The organism is Bacillus sp. FSL K6-6540 (assembly GCF_038007545.1).
This window is the reverse complement of sequence record NZ_JBBOXH010000001.1, coordinates 4,016,078-4,032,281: the sequence shown is the minus strand read 5'-3', so window position 1 is coordinate 4,032,281 and position 16,204 is coordinate 4,016,078. Positions and strand designations below refer to the sequence as shown.

15 protein-coding genes are annotated in these 16,204 nt (G+C 47.2%); 12 read left to right on the top strand and 3 right to left on the bottom strand.

What is annotated here, in order from left to right:
* On the bottom strand, positions 1-951 hold the full coding sequence (locus tag MHH82_RS17650) for a helix-turn-helix transcriptional regulator (RefSeq protein WP_145038294.1): 951 nt from the start codon (positions 949-951) through the stop codon (positions 1-3).
* A gap of 224 nt (positions 952-1,175) precedes the next feature.
* Here MHH82_RS17650 and modA point away from each other — a divergent pair, with 224 nt between their 5' ends.
* From modA to MHH82_RS17600, 10 genes are all read left to right on the top strand, one after another.
* Complete coding sequence (modA, locus tag MHH82_RS17645) at positions 1,176-2,015, top strand: molybdate ABC transporter substrate-binding protein (RefSeq protein ID WP_145038296.1); 840 nt, start codon at positions 1,176-1,178, stop codon at positions 2,013-2,015.
* 11 nt (positions 2,016-2,026) lie between these two features.
* Entirely contained in the window at positions 2,027-2,686 is a 660-nt protein-coding gene (gene modB / locus MHH82_RS17640; protein ID WP_036661011.1) for a molybdate ABC transporter permease subunit, read from the top strand.
* Positions 2,687-2,912: 226 nt separating this feature from the next.
* The gene (locus MHH82_RS17635; protein ID WP_036660721.1) at positions 2,913-3,899 is read left to right on the top strand and encodes a phage baseplate protein; all 987 of its coding nucleotides are present in this window, start codon (positions 2,913-2,915) and stop codon (positions 3,897-3,899) included.
* Positions 3,900-4,089: 190 nt separating this feature from the next.
* Positions 4,090-4,854 carry a DeoR/GlpR family DNA-binding transcription regulator gene (locus tag MHH82_RS17630; RefSeq protein WP_036660720.1) on the top strand — a complete coding sequence of 255 codons (765 nt, stop codon included), beginning with the start codon at positions 4,090-4,092 and terminating at the stop codon, positions 4,852-4,854.
* Between the two features lie 182 nt (positions 4,855-5,036).
* A complete protein-coding gene (locus MHH82_RS17625) occupies positions 5,037-5,873 on the top strand; it encodes an EamA family transporter (RefSeq protein ID WP_285857286.1) in 837 nt (278 codons plus the stop codon).
* A gap of 88 nt (positions 5,874-5,961) precedes the next feature.
* A complete protein-coding gene (locus MHH82_RS17620; RefSeq protein WP_015735682.1) occupies positions 5,962-6,840 on the top strand; it encodes a metallophosphoesterase family protein in 879 nt (292 codons plus the stop codon).
* A gap of 233 nt (positions 6,841-7,073) precedes the next feature.
* Complete coding sequence (locus MHH82_RS17615) at positions 7,074-8,450, top strand: amino acid permease (RefSeq protein ID WP_251496453.1); 1,377 nt, start codon at positions 7,074-7,076, stop codon at positions 8,448-8,450.
* A 236-nt stretch (positions 8,451-8,686) separates the two neighbouring features.
* Positions 8,687-9,319, top strand: a complete 633-nt coding sequence (locus tag MHH82_RS17610; RefSeq protein WP_251496451.1) for a Vat family streptogramin A O-acetyltransferase — start codon at positions 8,687-8,689, stop codon at positions 9,317-9,319.
* Positions 9,320-9,476: 157 nt separating this feature from the next.
* Positions 9,477-10,124, top strand: a complete 648-nt coding sequence (locus tag MHH82_RS17605; RefSeq protein WP_340967043.1) for a glycosyltransferase — start codon at positions 9,477-9,479, stop codon at positions 10,122-10,124.
* A 252-nt stretch (positions 10,125-10,376) separates the two neighbouring features.
* Complete coding sequence (locus tag MHH82_RS17600) at positions 10,377-11,153, top strand: NAD-dependent epimerase/dehydratase family protein (RefSeq protein ID WP_015735678.1); 777 nt, start codon at positions 10,377-10,379, stop codon at positions 11,151-11,153.
* Positions 11,154-11,370: 217 nt separating this feature from the next.
* Here MHH82_RS17600 and MHH82_RS17595 read toward each other — a convergent pair whose 3' ends face one another.
* Positions 11,371-11,919 carry a TetR/AcrR family transcriptional regulator gene (locus tag MHH82_RS17595; protein ID WP_009591318.1) on the bottom strand — a complete coding sequence of 183 codons (549 nt, stop codon included), beginning with the start codon at positions 11,917-11,919 and terminating at the stop codon, positions 11,371-11,373.
* A gap of 262 nt (positions 11,920-12,181) precedes the next feature.
* Between MHH82_RS17595 and MHH82_RS17590 the strand changes: the two genes are divergently transcribed.
* Entirely contained in the window at positions 12,182-13,228 is a 1,047-nt protein-coding gene (locus tag MHH82_RS17590; protein ID WP_340967038.1) for an NAD(P)-dependent alcohol dehydrogenase, read from the top strand.
* A 156-nt stretch (positions 13,229-13,384) separates the two neighbouring features.
* Complete coding sequence (locus MHH82_RS17585) at positions 13,385-14,614, top strand: multidrug effflux MFS transporter (protein WP_340967036.1); 1,230 nt, start codon at positions 13,385-13,387, stop codon at positions 14,612-14,614.
* 77 nt (positions 14,615-14,691) lie between these two features.
* Here the strand turns inward: MHH82_RS17585 and MHH82_RS17580 are convergent, their stop codons facing one another.
* On the bottom strand, positions 14,692-16,173 hold the full coding sequence (locus MHH82_RS17580; protein ID WP_340967034.1) for a serine hydrolase domain-containing protein: 1,482 nt from the start codon (positions 16,171-16,173) through the stop codon (positions 14,692-14,694).
* Between the last annotated feature and the right edge of the window lie 31 nt (positions 16,174-16,204).

The window sequence follows — 16,204 nt, the reverse complement described above, 5'->3', positions numbered from 1 at the left end:
TCAAGTCTCAAACAGGACTTCTCCTGTACGGGAAACATCAAACCCCGGAATCGAACGCAGCTCCTTTTGGAAGGTGTCCGATTGCAGAATTTGCAAAAGGGCGGGAATCCAAGTCTGACTCCACGTGGTTTTAAGTATCACAAGATCATAACGCTCCTGAATCAAAGGAATAAAATCAATTTGACCGATTATTGAGGCAGCTTTCTCAATGCCAACGCCAACATCGGCTTCACCGGTAGCAACTTTCGTCGCCACACCGAGATGATTGGTCTGTATATGATCATAGCCTGAAAGCTGCTCCGGATTGATTCCGTGAAGGCGGAGCTGTTCGTCGAGCAATACGCGGGCGCCTGATCCCTTCTCGCGATTCACGAATCGCAGCCCGGAACGGTCTAAATCAGACCACCCTTTAAGGCCGAAGGGGTTCCCCGGCTGGACATATAACCCTGCGTTTCTGGAAAGAAGATTGACGACCACGTAGGAAGAACCAACGAGAAGCTTTCGAATATACGGAAGATTGTACTCTCCTGTATCTCCGTCCAAGAGGTGCGTGCTGACGATATCCGACTCGCCTCTGTACATAGAAATTAAGCTGTCGAGGCTGCCGACAAATGAACGCAAGGGCCGAATGGCGGGAATTGTTAGTTCCATATGTTTGGCCAAAATGTCTAGGCTAATGTCATGTCCGGTAATGACGATCGGACGATTCCCACTGGTGAAAGTAGGCGGTTGGATAGGTGAAGGCGAAAGCGCCTCAACAGGTTGGTTGGATGCCGGAACCGTTCTCGTCCTTTGTTTGTAGGCCTCCAGGTCAGCAGCATCCACCCGCATTTGTTTGCCGACCCGATAAGAGGGCAGCTCCCCTTTTTTGATCAGATCATACACGGTAAGTTTGGATATTTTTAAGAGCTTGGCAATTTCCTCCGTTGTATAAGACATGTCATTGGACATATCATGTTCCTCCCGGTTAACTGTATAAATGGTTTAACATTTGAGGCTAATTATAACACAATTGAATGAATTCAAACGATTCTCCTGATTTCTCCCCTCTCCGGATTATATGTATATCATTAAATTAGATATAAATAGATATATTTGGTTTACAAAGAATTGCGCATGAAAGTATAATGTTTATGCTTGATTATAACTAAATATAGTTTTTTGGAGGGGGACCCATGATTAAACCAGCAAAGATTAGCGTGGTTTTATCTCTTGTATTATCCATGATATTAGTAATGGCGGGTTGCGGCACGGCAGCAAAAGATCATACCGCTTCTCAAGCTGCGGATAAGAATACGCAAACTTCGGCAGCAGCGGAAACGGTTGAATTGACCGTATCTGCGGCAGCAAGCATGACAGAAGCTCTAGAGGAAATCCAGGAAGATTATAAAACGAAGTATCCAAATATCACATTAAATTTTAACTTTGGCGCATCGGGCGCATTGCAGCAGCAGATTGAGCAGGGAGCACCAGCCGACTTGTTCCTGTCAGCCGCAGCCAAGAACATGGAAGCGCTCGTGGAAAAACAAATGATAGATGCAAATCAACAAAAAAATGTTCTTAGCAACGAGTTGGTGGTTGTCGTGTCTGCGGATGGACAAGTACCGGTTGCAGGCTTTGCCGACTTGTCCAAGTCTGATATAAAGAACATTGCCATTGGCATTCCTGAAAGTGTGCCTGCGGGAAGTTACGCTAAAGAGGCCCTTACAAAAACGAACTTCTGGGATTCGCTCCAATCCAAGATCGTACAAGGTAAAGACGTACGTCAAGTTCTTCAATATGTAGCAACGGGTAATGCAGATGTCGGGTTTGTGTATAAAACGGACGCATTAACCTCTGACAAAGTGAAGGTTGCTTTTGCTGTGGATCCCGCAACATACACGCCTGTTGAATATCCGATTGGAATCGTAAAGGCAACAAAACATCGAAAAGAGGCTGAGAATTTCTACGCTTATTTGCAGACTCAAGAAGCGCTGGACGTCTTTGAGAAGTACGGATTCTCCGTTCTGAATTGATTGGGGCCAATATGAATTGGAACGAATTCTGGTTACCGATTAAACTGTCACTACAGGTTTCCGTACTGTCCAGCCTAACGGTTGTCCTGCTTGGAGTGGCTGCTGCCTGGTGGATGTCACGCAAATCTTTTAAAGGCAAAACGATTCTTGAGACCGCCTTTATGCTCCCGTTAGTTCTTCCGCCAACCGTGGTTGGTTTTGTACTATTAGTCATACTTGGTCGAAAAAGCTGGTTTGGACAATGGATAGAATGGCTCTTTGCCGCGCCCGTCATTTTTACTTGGTGGGCTGCCGTGATCGCTTCGGTCGTCGTAGCCTTTCCGCTGGTCTACCAAACGATGAAGGTAGGGTTTTCTTCTGTCCATCGGGAAGTCGAGGAAGCAGCTCGATCAAACGGAGCTAACGAATGGCAGGTCTTCAGGTATATAACGCTTCCTTTGACTTATCGCTCGTTGGTAACTGCCTATATTCTTGGATTTGCTCGTGGACTTGGTGAATTCGGAGCAACGTTAATGATAGCCGGCAATATTCCGGGCAAAACACAGACCATTCCTACGGCCATATTCGTTGCGGTTGATGCGGGCAATACGACGATGGCATGGGCCTGGACAGGTTCCATGATCATGATTTCCTTTATAATGTTGCTTCTTACAAGGCGAAGTGATCAATAAAAGTCGCTAAATACAGCGGCTTTTTTTCATGTTTCGGAACTTCATGATATTGATTTATTTTAAAAAAAGGGTAATCATTAGTTACAGCACATTATTTTACCATCACATTCCAGTAAAAAGTGCTGATTACGCGCAAACCGAAAGGAGGATTGTGATTAGCTGTCGTCAGCTATAATTCCTGCTTCATATCAACCCCAGTGAGACTCATGTCAAAGGAGGTATCTTAATGTTTCAGGAGCGCTTTGCTCTCAGCGGTAAGAACTTAAAGATTTTTACATCGTTCGTTCTCGCCATTATTTTACTTATCATGCCGGTCCTGCCGGCTGCAGCTGCATCACCAGGCAAAACCGTGAATGCTTCGGCTAAGCTGGCCTATAATCTTAAAGGGCTTAAGCACAATGTGGCCGTTCAAAAAGCATATATTGCAGACAAGTATATTTATGTTACACAGCGGTCTAAGGGTACATGCTATCTTTCCAGGCTGCTTATTAGCGGGAAAGACGCGAAGTACGTAGACGAAATGACCGTCACCAATACCGGCCATTGTCAAACGCTTGATATGTATACGTACAAAGGGGAACATTATTTCTACTTCAGTTCCAAAGCCGATTCTTCTACCAAGCAATTCTGGTCCCTCCAAGTGGCAAGACTAAAATATAAGGCGGGATCAAAGGTCGATTATACGAAGCTAGACCGGTTCGTCTATATGAATTATGCCAACAAGACCGGCAAACGATTAGGCACAACCTATAGGGTTGACGGCGGCGGCAACAGCAAATATACGTTCTTCCGCGTACAAACCAAGGAAAAGACCGTCACCTGGTCCATATACAGCACAGCGGCCCTGAACAAGCTTCTGGACAGCAAAAAGCAGGTTCGAATGGATAGTGCCGCAGCGGTAAAAGCGAGCATAGCGAGTTTCACTCAATCCGGCAATCGTATTATTAGACCGAATGGATCGTTTCAAGGTGCAGATATGCTGGGGAGCTCCAAAATTTACACTTCGGGAGGCGCCGAAGGCCAAACCCCGCAGATCGCCATGATGACCAGCTCGGGCGCCTACAAGAGCCTCGTGAAAATTACGAATGTGGGAAAGCATGAAATCGAGGGCGTTCAGACCAAGAACGGGAAGGTTTACTTTACGATCGTGACGGATCCCAAGAACAAGAAAAACACGCAGAAAATTTACTATGTGCCGGATACGATTTTTTAAATATTTTACGAAAAAGTCGCCATGTAATGGCGGCTTTTTTCGAGATTGTAACTAGTATGTCCAATCCCCAGCAAGTGTAAATCGTTTCTTATCACGTCTTAATATCAGAGAACAATGTGAGATTGTGTGTTTTTGTGGTATTCTGTACTAGTAATTCAAACGCGGTAATCGTTTATTGGAGGAATATTCAATGCTTGCACATGATCGGCATCAACAAATCATGAAACTGCTTCACGAAATCCAATCGGTCAAGACAACGGATTTAATCGCGCAATTCGGAGTTTCTTTCGAGACGATTCGAAGAGACCTGGAATATCTGGAACAAGAGGGCTTTTTAAAAAGGGTTCATGGCGGGGCAACCTTGCCGGCAGCGGACTATCAGAAAGAACTGCCTTTTACCGTGCGGGAAATGAAGAGGCTTCAAGAGAAACGGGAGTTGGCCCAGATTGCCCTCCGCTACGTGGAAGAAGGGCAATCCTTGTTCATGGATGTAAGCACCACCAATACCGAATTCGCCAAGGCCTTGATGACGCGCTTTGATCGATTGACGATACTGACCAATTCCTTTCAGATCGCATCGATACTTATGGAGAAACCTCATTTCACGATCATCTTTGTCGGTGGGGTGGTCCGTAACTCGGAACATTGCGTGGTCGGCGATTTTGCCGAATCCTTTGTCACTCAGTTTCATGCCGACCTTTTCTTTATGAGCGTGAGCGGCATATCCCTGACCGAAGGCTTGACGGATTATGGGTTAAGCGAGATTCAATTGAAGAAGAAAATGCTGGCCCGGGCACACAAGGTCATCGTGCTTGCAGACAGCAGTAAGTTTAACGCGGTTTCGCTTACACCGGTCTGCGGATTGGATCAGATTGAACGGATTGTGACGGACTCCGGGCTAGGGCATGATGTCCTTGAACAATATCGGGAGGCAGGGGTCAACATCGATTGCTAATAATTTCAAAGGAACAAGAAGAGCCTTTCGACGAGGTTCTTTTTTTTGCTCATCATATCAATTGACAGTAAGAATTCCCCATGATACGATCAATCTCGAGTTGTATAAATGTGTGTTTATAAGTATATTATTGTGTAACATAGTGTTTTCGAGGGGGTGCAATAATTTCAATTGCAGTTTTATTGGTTCTAGGCTCTGGCATGGCGCATGCGGTATGGAATATGTTGGCAAAGTCGAGTGGGAATAAGCAGTTGTTTTTATTTATGATTTATATCCCCACCACGCTTATGCTGCTCCCTGGCCTTATGATCGAAATCGTTACAGCGAATCCACCCATGTCGGCTTACCTTTTGTTATTCCTGTCCGTGTTCATTCAAGGAGGATATGCCTATTTCTTGTCCAAGTCCTTAACCTATGGCGACCTATCCCAGGTCTACCCGATGATGAGAGGCATTTCCACTTTCTTGTTGCCTCTTTGCGGAGTCATTCTCCTGAACGAGCGATTATCCGTCTGGGGATGGCTGGGACTCGGATTGATTGCATTTGGCTTCTTTCTATCCAGCGGCATCTTTATGAGGAAGCAAAGAATTCATACCCCTCACAGGGTTCTTTTCTATACTGCAGCCGTGGGGCTTTGCACGATGGCGTACGTGATGGTAGACAAAGTGAATCTGCAGCATTTTTCGCCAACGCTGCTTTTGGAAATATCCAATATCGGATTTATGCTGGGGCTGGCCCCGTTTATCCGTTTTGGCGAAATCCGCTGGGTAAGAGAGATAAGAGAACATGGAAAATGGCTTGCAGTTGGCGCGATCCTTTCTCCAGGCTCATATTTGTTGTTCTTGTTTGCCATGAGTATGTCCCCATTAATATACATAGCGCCTCTTCGGGAAATTGGAACCGTATTCGGCACCTTGCTGGGCGTATTGCTGCTGAAGGAAGGTCAAGGAGGGCGGCGGATCGTATCGGCCGGCATTATCTTTATCGGAATCTTACTCGTAGGCATGCTGGGCATATGATTAGTTAGACGGCATTTTACCGTTGCGTTGACCACGGGGATAACGCGTCGGCCATATTCGACATCATTTAGAAGGAGGATTGAGTAGTTTGAACAAGCGAAATCAAGATGGAGAAAACCGGAAGGGGGACGTACTGCTCCGATTTCAGGTTATCACCGATACGCACGTGAAGGCGGACCCCGGACATACCTACAATTGTAATTTGGCGAGGGCACTAGAAGATATTAAACGAATGGCGCCGGACAGTGACGGCATTATGCACGCAGGCGATTTAACCGACCAGGGGAGTACGGAGGAATATGCGGAGTTTCGCAGAATATGGCGGGAGCATGGCGCAGGATTGCCGGTCAGTTATTTTGCTGCAGGCAATCACGATGTCGGTCTGGGGCATTGGCCCTCACGTTTGGGAGCTTATCTGGATGCCACGGGGATGAGGGGACCCTATCACGATCATTGGGTTAACGGGTACCACTTTATCTTCCTCGGAACCGAGGAGGGGCTGGAACTGTTTGCTTCCTTGTCCGAAACTCAGCTGACATGGCTCGATACTAAGCTAACCGAGAGCAAGAATCCGGTTCAACCGGCTTTCGTCTTCCTGCATCAGCCGCTCAAAGACACGGTTGCAGGATCTTATGAGTCGCAGCGATGGTACGGCGTTGCTCAGGACGAAGCGCTCAAGAAAGTTCTGGCTAAACACCGGCATGCCATCCTGTTCACGGGCCATACTCACTGGGAGCTGGAGGCTCAGCATACGATGTTCGATGGACAGGAACGACTGCCTTATATGTTTAACGGATCCTCTGTCGCGTACCTATGGACGGATAAAGACGAACATAAAGATGGGAGTCAAGGGCTGTTCGTCGAGGTTTATGCAGATCGTGTAATCGTCAAAGGCCGGGATTTCGCTGCAGGCAAGTGGCTGGAGAATGTCCGGTTTGAATGTAACATCCCTGAGCAATCCGAATAATTGGAAACGCCTACAACAGAACCCTCCATTCAACGACATCGGTTCATTATGATTGAACTGGGCTGTCGGGTAAATGGAGGGTTTTTCCGTCTCCGCTGCAGGATTACCAAATGAATATAATTGTTTTCACAGGAAAAAGATACTACAATTGGATCAAGGCTTACATACCAGTGTTTAGATTTTACTCTTGTTCAAATTGACAGCTAAGAGAGTAACAGAGGGGGAAACTTGGAATGAAAAACAATGAACTAAAGAGGGGGCTCGAAGCTCGCCACATTCAGATGATTGCTTTGGGCGGCACCATCGGTGTCGGGTTATTTATGGGTTCGGCAAGCACGATCAAATGGACAGGTCCATCGGTGATGCTTGCGTATGCTATTGTAGGGATTTTTATTTTCTTCATCATGCGCGCAATGGGGGAAATGCAGTACATAGAACCGAGCACGGGATCGTTTGCGACCTTTGGCCATAAGTACATTCATCCCTTGGCGGGGTATGTGACGGCCTGGAGCAACTGGTTCCAATGGGTGATCGTCGGGATGGCGGAGATCATTGCCGTTGGGACGTATATGAAGTACTGGTTTCCGGATTTGCCCGCTTGGATACCAGGGCTCGTCGCCATGGCGATTCTCGGTGCAGCCAACCTGTTCTCCGTGAAATCGTTTGGTGAATTCGAGTTTTGGTTTGCCATGATTAAAATCGTAACCATCGTCTTGATGATTGTTGCCGGGTTTGGTCTGATTTTGTTCGGATTAGGCAATGGCGGAAATGCGATCGGATTTTCTAACTTGTGGCAGCATGGGGGCTTTTTTACCGGCGGCTGGTCAGGCTTTTTCTTTGCTCTCTCGTTAGTGATCGGGGCCTATCAAGGCGTCGAGCTGATAGGGATTACGGCAGGTGAAGCCAAAAACCCGCAAAAAACGTTAATGAGCGCGACGCAAAGCATTATCTGGCGCATTTTGATCTTCTATATCGGCGCGATTTTTGTGATTGTTACGGTCTACCCTTGGAATCAGCTGCAAGCCCTCGGTAGTCCGTTCGTTGCCACGTTTGCGAAAGTCGGCATTACTGCTGCAGCCGGAATCATCAACTTTGTTGTCATCACCGCTGCCATGTCAGGCTGCAACAGCGGGATATTTAGCGCAGGCCGCATGCTTTATACATTAGGGGTCAATGGACAGGCACCGAAAATATTTACGAAACTGTCCCGTAACGGCGTGCCCCTGCTGGGAACGATCGGCGTACTCGCGGGGTTGGGCCTTGGGGTGTTTTTAAGTTATATCGCACCGGAAAATCTGTTTGTGCATGTGTACAGCGCCAGCGTGCTTCCCGGCATGGTGCCATGGTTCGTCATTTTGATCAGTCAAATCAATTTCAGAAGAACCAAGGGGAGTGCATTGGATGATCATCCGTTCAAAATGCCTTTCGCCCCGGTGACCAACTATGTGACGATTGCCTTTTTGCTTATGGTGCTGGTCGGTATGTGGATCAACGATGAAACTCGGATTTCCCTGATTACAGGCATTGTTTTCTTGGGTATTGTCGTGATCAGTTATTATGCCTCCGGGGTTAACAAGGCACAAAAAAACCATGAGTCAAGCAATAAATGAATTGGCAAAACATCCAATAATGAAATTAATAAACATCCCATTCTCACCAAAGTGGAAATGGGATGTTTTCATTTTGAGGTACGAGCTCGAGTGATTTTATGTAGGATTCAAACAGGATAACCAATCTATACGTCGAAATTGAAAAGGTAAATGTTTGTCTTCCGGTATCGGACCTCATGGATAGGAACACGACGCTGAACAACTCATGATTGATATAAACGAAGGAGGGATTCTATATGCCATATGGGCCTGACCCTAACGCAATCTACCCGAATGAGGCGATTAAAAGTATTTGCTATATTAAAAACGTAGTGACACGTCCCAATATTATTGTCGGCGACTATACCTATTATGACGATCTAAACGGTGCCGAAAAATTCGAAGAGCATGTCACGCATCACTATGAATTTATTGGAGACAAGCTGATTATCGGGAAGTTTTGCGCAATCGCAATGGGGATTGAATTCGTCATGAATGGCGCCAACCACAGAATGGGCAGTGTTACTACCTATCCGTTTAACATCATGGGCAACGGTTGGGAGAAATCGACTCCGGCACTGGCCGACTTACCCCTTAAAGGCGACACCGTCATTGGCAACGATGTCTGGATTGGTCAAAACGTGACCGTAATGCCCGGTGTACACATCGGCGACGGGGCTATCATAGCGGCCAATTCGGTTGTTGTAAAAGATGTTCCCCCTTATCATATTGCAGGCGGGAACCCTTCCAGGGTTATTAAGAAAAGATTTGATGACGAACTCATCGACCATCTCCTTGCCATTAAATGGTGGGATTGGCCTGCTCGGAAAATTTTTGACCATCTTGAAACGTTATGCAGCGGAGATCTGACTAAAATCAAGGAAATATAAATTGCTCATTATAGCATCTCATGGGTGAATCTACTTATTGAGCGGCTTTGCAGAACACCAGGGCACCGTCAATATGATCCTCTGCATAAAAATTGGAACCTTACATCATAATAATACAGCCTTTTTTATTCCAAACCATTCAGAGGAGCAGATACGTGTGAAAAGCAAATGGTTGCTAGCGTTAACCCTAGCGTTCGTAATTAGCATGACTCAGGCCGTAGCGCCCGTGCAAGCCATGGTGGGCGAGAAGAAGAATCCGGATTGCATAAGTCCCAAAGTAGTCCAATTGAAAGGCGAAATGGAGAAGGTTTGGATCGACCATACGATATGGACAAGAAGCTATATCGTGAGTGCCATATCTAATCGTCCTGATCAGAAGGACGTTCTGGACCGGCTTTTGCGAAACCAGCAGGACATTGGCAACGTGATCAAACCTTACTATGGGGAAGCCGCCGGGAATAAGCTTGCCGATCTAATGAGAGAACATATTCTGATTGCAGTGAAAATCGTGGCTGCGGCCAAGGCCGGCAAACAGTCGGAAGTGGACAAATTAGAGGCGGATTGGCACAGAAACGCTGACGATATATCAAAATTTTTAAGCGCAGCGAATCCGAACTGGCAGTTTAAAGAGCTCCAGGATATGTTATATACGCATCTCCAATTGATTACGGAAATCGTCGTTAGCTGTATCAAGGGAGATTGGAAAGCGGATATTGCTGCAACCGACAAAAACGAGATCCATATGATTCATTTAGCGGATATTCTGACAGAAGGCATTGTCAAGCAATTCCCTGAGAAATTCTAAGGATTACTCGTGTGTCAGAATCGCGCTAAAGAAGAACTTACAATTACAATAGCCGCATCTTTGCGGCTTTTTGTAATTGCCAAAGCAGGAGCTTATGAACATTAACGGTAACAAGAGATATGATCCATTAGCCGTTATTCGCTTTCCGCAAGAGGGAACCCAAAACATGATCGTATACATCCCTCTCCCAACGGGTAATAACTAACAGCACAGCAAAAACGTGACGATCAGTGGGAAAGGGGCTTGAAACGAATGAAACGCAAACTATTGATAACCGGAGCGGCAGGCACCATAGGGAACGTAATTTACAAGGGACTGCAAAAAGACAGCCGGTATGACATCATCGGTGCGGATATAGAGGCGGACGATAGGCAGGGTATCGTGCAGTTGGACATCGTGGACGAGGCGCGGCTGGCAGAGCTTACGCAAGGAGTCGATACGGTGCTCCATTTTGCCTGGATTAAGGACAACGGGGATTTCCTCGGTAAGGTACTGGAGGGAAATGTGACCGGCGCGTACAAGTTGTTTGAGGCTGCCGTGCAGAATGGCGTTCGCCGTATGATATTTGCCAGCTCCAATCATGCGACCGGTTATTACAAGGTTTACGAAAAGGTAGAGCCAGACGATCCGTACCGCCCGGATAGCTTTTACGGACTCAGCAAATGCTATATCGAACTGCTGGGCCGGCTTTATTCAGATCAGGGCAAGATCTCTTCGATTAATATTCGAATCGGCAACTTCCCTGGAGATGATCGACCTCATTCAGAGCGCGCCGGGCATATCTGGATATCGGAACGCGATATGCTTCAACTGATCGTTTGCTGCATTGAAGCAGATGACAAACTAACGTATTTGAACTTGTACGGCACTTCCGCCAATACGGATAACTATTATAACATCGATTATCTGGAAGAATTGATCGGATACAAACCTCAGGACGACGCAGCAAAGCTGCTTGAGTTAGCCAAGGCGGCGGGAAGCAAAGTACGTCAGGACGAGACGGTCTATCAGGGAGGCCAGCAACAATAACAGCTTCGAATAGGCACCTGTAAACTGCGTATCCGTAGATCGGTGGTGGCTGAAAGAGATATGCATCCGTACGGCGGCGATGAGGGTACGATGAACGATGAGAGAGTTGTCTTCTGAAAGTCGCGTTAATAATGCGGCTTTTTTTATCGTTCGTGTCATTCCCACTTGACGTACGTTTCGATTATTTGATCAGCTGCCCCGGCCGCACATACGCCGATTAAAGGCTTCTATCTAACAAGGTACCCACTTGTTTGGCCATGACTTGCGGCGAGTAAGGCATTCCGTTTCGGATCCACCATTCAATGACCCCGACATAAGCAGTCCCGGCATATTGCAGCATCACATCTTCGTGTAATTCGGCGTTTTTTCCGCTTTCTTTGTCGATCTCACCTTTGAATCCTTCCATGAAAGACGTAAGCAGCCGCGTTCTGAAAGAGGAAGGGGCGCCTTTGGACGCTAACATGGTTGAAAAAAGCACATAATTCTTTTCAAAATATTCGAAATACGGCACGAGAGCATCCGCCCATTCCATTTCACACGCCCAAGTATCCATCTCTTTTAATTCCTGAATGTGTGCCTCCATGATTTGATTCAATAAATCATACTTGTCCTGATAATGCAGATAAATCGTGCCGCGATTCAAATTTGCCTGGTCTGCGATGTCTTGAATGGTTATGTCATCGAAGTTTTTGTCGGCCATCAATTCAATGACGGCTTTTCTTAAGGCTTCTTGCGTTTTTAGGATTCTACGATCCACTTTTGCCATCTTGGATTAACCCCCTGACCTTCCTAACATAATGAACACTTTTGATGATCTTGTTGATATCTCAACAAATCGCGCTGATTTAACCATTGAACTTCAACTTCTAGCTCCTATAATAATAGACATGAGTTGATTAAACAACTTAATTTGTTTAGTCGCTTTCTGTGGATTGGGACGGCTAAGGAATTGCCTGTTTTACGCCCACTCAACTATTTTCTAAAAGGGACTAGTTGAGAAAATTGATACTACCTGGAGGTTATACACGATGAAAGCTAATGCACGTGCTGTATTCGGTCCGGAAGGTCCGTTCCAACTAACAACAATTGAGCGCAGGGATCTTAAGCCGCATGATGTGCTCATTGAAATCAAATATGCAGGGATTTGCCACTCGGATATCCATACCGCTCGCGGCGATTGGGGGCCGGTCCAATATCCTCTCGTACCAGGACATGAAATCGCCGGCATTGTCGCCCGGGTTGGCTCGAATGTCACAAAGTACACGGTTGGTGACCGAGTAGGCGTCGGCTGCATGGTTGATTCCTGCGGAGAGTGCGAGAGCTGCCGCAGAGGAGAGGAGCAATATTGTCTGAAAGGACATACGGGTACTTACGCAGCTACCGACAAATATGGTCAATATACACAAGGAGGCTATTCCTCCCATATCGTCGTTACGGAGGATTTCGTCGTACGCATTCCCGACGGCATTGCCCTTGATGCCGCTGCACCGCTCTTATGTGCCGGAATCACAACCTATTCGCCGCTTCGCCATTGGGGTGCCGCTCCTGGCAAGAAGATCGCAGTTGTTGGACTTGGCGGGCTCGGCCACATGGCTGTAAAGCTGGCTCATGCCATGGGAGCCGATGTCACGGTTTTATCACAGACCTTGAAGAAGAAAGAAGACGGTTTGAAGTTAGGCGCAGACCATTATTATGCTACCAACGATCCGGAGACATTTAACAAGTTGGCCGGCACGTTTGATCTCATCGTGAATACGGTGAGCGCGAAGATTGATTTGAATGCTTATCTCTCGCTGCTGGCAGTGGACGGTACCTTGGTCAACGTCGGTGCACCGCCGGAGGCATTGCCTGTTCAAGTATTTTCGCTAATCCCGCATCGTCGGTCGTTTGCTGGATCGGCAATCGGCGGCATTCGAGAAACGCAGGAAATGCTGGATTTCTGCGCTGAACACCACATAACGCCTGAGATCGAGGTCATCTCCGCAAGTCGGATTGATGAGGCTTGGGAACGCGTGCTGGCTTCGGACGTCCGGTATCGATTTGTCATTGATATCAGCACGATGGAGAACGAATAAGAATTCATTGCATCCCCGAATCATGAAGGGCACGCCGAGTGGTGTGCCCTTTAGTTAAATGAGGAACCGGTCGAACGAACGGCTACCTGAGCAATCGTCTTAAGCAGATGCGTTATTTTATAAGAAAACATCTCATCAGTCATAGGAGTTAGAGAAATGAACTATAAAGCTCAACAAAGTTCTCTCGGTTTTGCCCTAATCTTGGCGACATTTTCGGCATTGGGGCCGTTTACGGTCGATATGTACCTGGCATCGCTTCCGCAAATCGCTGTATTTTTTGGAACAAGCGCAGCTGCGGTTCAAGCGAGTTTAACCACCAGCCTGTTAGGATTAGGATTGGGACAGTTGATCATGGGGCCATTAAGCGACATGTATGGAAGGCGTCCGCCTTTGCTGACTTCCATGATCTTGTACATTCTGTCCTCGATTGGATGCGCTTTTGCGCCAAGCATCGAGTGGTTCATATGTTTGAGATTCATGCAAGGGGTTGCAGCGTCGGCAGGACTCGTGATTTCGCGAGCGATCGTCCGAGATCGGTTCCATGGTGTTGAAATGACGAAGTTTATCGCACTCTTAACCATGATCAGCAATGTGGCACCGTTAATTTCGCCAACGCTTGGAAGCGCGGTTATGTCATACAGCTCGTGGGGAAGTGTATTTCTGTTCTTGGGGGCGCTAGGCATAGCACTGACCGCGATAACCTTAGGAGGGTTAAAGGAAAGCTTACCTGTACAGCAGCGTGTACCAAGCAGTTTCAGCACGTTGATAAAAAATTATAACAGCTTGTTCCGAGAGCGGTCGTTTATGGGATATGCACTAGTTAACGGCATACTGTTCGCAGGCGTCTTCGCCTATGTGGCGGGTACCCCGTTTATTTATCAGAATATGTACGGCGTGTCGCCGCAAATGTTCTCGATCCTCTTTGCGTTGAATGGCCTTGCGATCATTGCGGGATCTCAATTCGTCAAATTGTTTGCAGGCCGGGTACCGGAAAGCCGGCTATTCAGGATCGGATTAATCATTGCGTTCATATCTTCTGCAGCGGTCTTGTTCGTCGTATTGGTACATGGCGCATTGTCTGCCATGTTTATCTCGATTTTCTTATTCGCTTTTTCCATTGGGATCATTGGGCCAATCTCTTTTACGCTAGCTATGGAGTCGCAGGGGCATATTGCAGGCAGCGCTTCCGCCGTGCTCGGCTCCTTACAATTCGCGTTAGGCGCCGTTACGTCTCCGCTTGTGGGAATTGCGGGCGAAAATTCCGCGATTCCTTTCGGAGTTGTCATCTTTTCCACCAGTGTATTATCTATTGCTGCCTATCTCATCCTGATTCAAGGGGGACAAAGATTAGCCGGCGGTAAAACCAGCTCTGGATCCAGCATGTAAATTTATAGGTAAACGATTTAATAAGGCAGCTGATGCAGCTGCCTTTTCTTCACTCGTATGATGTTGAACTTGTGGCATTATGGGTTGTTAACCATCGATTGGCTATTCTTAGCGTAACGAGCATAGACGTTATAATAGCAAGCCACATGCACGAAGTTGACAAGCGACCATACAACGAGCCATATGATAGGTGACGACAGGGTAGTCCAAAGACCGGACCATGGCAGCACGCGCCCTCCGCCGATAAACGTCAGCAAAGGGGGGAGAGACAAGAGGATAAGGAACGGAATCAGCCTAATGACCGATATGAGAATGAACATGGCGATTGTAAGGCGTTTTTTCTTCCGACGAATACGAATAGAAGCATAGGCGCCCCATACAAGCGTTGCGAGAATCAACGCCATCATGATCATAGACATGTTTCGATCGTTAAGAAAAGAGATGTTGGGATGTTCTCCCCTCATCATAGCCGCGACCCCATCGATGATTCCCGAGTAATTCACAAATGCGTTCAATCCCGAATTAAACATCACCGCGATCCCCATCTGCTCGTCCAAATAAACCGTTTCTTCCGACTTGTACGTCCAGAAAATGCCGCTGTGGGAGATCGTTCGGCCGCGCGATGGGTCTTGGTCTGCGAGCCAACCCATGCCGTACGGCGAAGCGTCTCCGGCTGAATGAAATTGATTCATCAACGCCGGGGGAAGAAGGTCGCCGCTATATTGGGCAATCATCCACTTGGACATATCTTCCGCGGTTGAAACGATCCCTGCGGGACCGTCAATAAACCACAGCGGCTCTGAGCGACTCACGGAGCGGCCAAGAATCGAGTAATGACCCGGCGGTATAGCTTCATTCGCGTTGATTTGATGCGTCGTGCTGACACTGTAGGTAATGTTCATACCCAGGGGTTTAAAAATATGACGATTCAGGTAATCCGAAAACCGCTCTCCACTGATGCTTTCCACGAGGTTCGCCAACAGCACGTAATTGGGATTGTGGTAGCTGTAAGTTGTTCCGGGTTTATGGGCGAGTTCAACCTCGTTTAATAACCGGTTCGCCTCGTGCAGTGCTTGGAATTGCGGAGTCCTCGTCATATCGGGATTGGAGCCATCCGTCAGGCCGCTGGTCTGATTCAATAAATGCCGGACCGTTATGTCATGAACTCGAGGATCCTGAGGAGTCAGTTCGGGAAAATAGGAAACGTAAGCCTCATCCAGATCAATCCGGCCTTTATCCACCAACTGCAGAACGGCTAATGCGGTAAAGGACTTGCTAAGAGAAGCAATGGGTAGAGGGGTTTCGTCCGTTATGCTTTGGTTTTCACCAAACGTACCATAACCTTTGGCATAGAAGGTCTTATCGTTTAAGGAGATTGACAAGGACGCACCTTCGATATGGTTGGCCTTCATGCTCCGGCTCATGTATTCGTCAATGTCCCGCCAAAGTTCCGTGCGGTCCCCGTCCCCCAATGCAGATACGGACTCCGCCATCACGGTCCAAGATAGCACCAGGCAGGTAATTATGGTAAACATTCTTTGTATTGTTTTCGGCATCATAGCACTCCTTCAATCAAGATAAGGATATGCT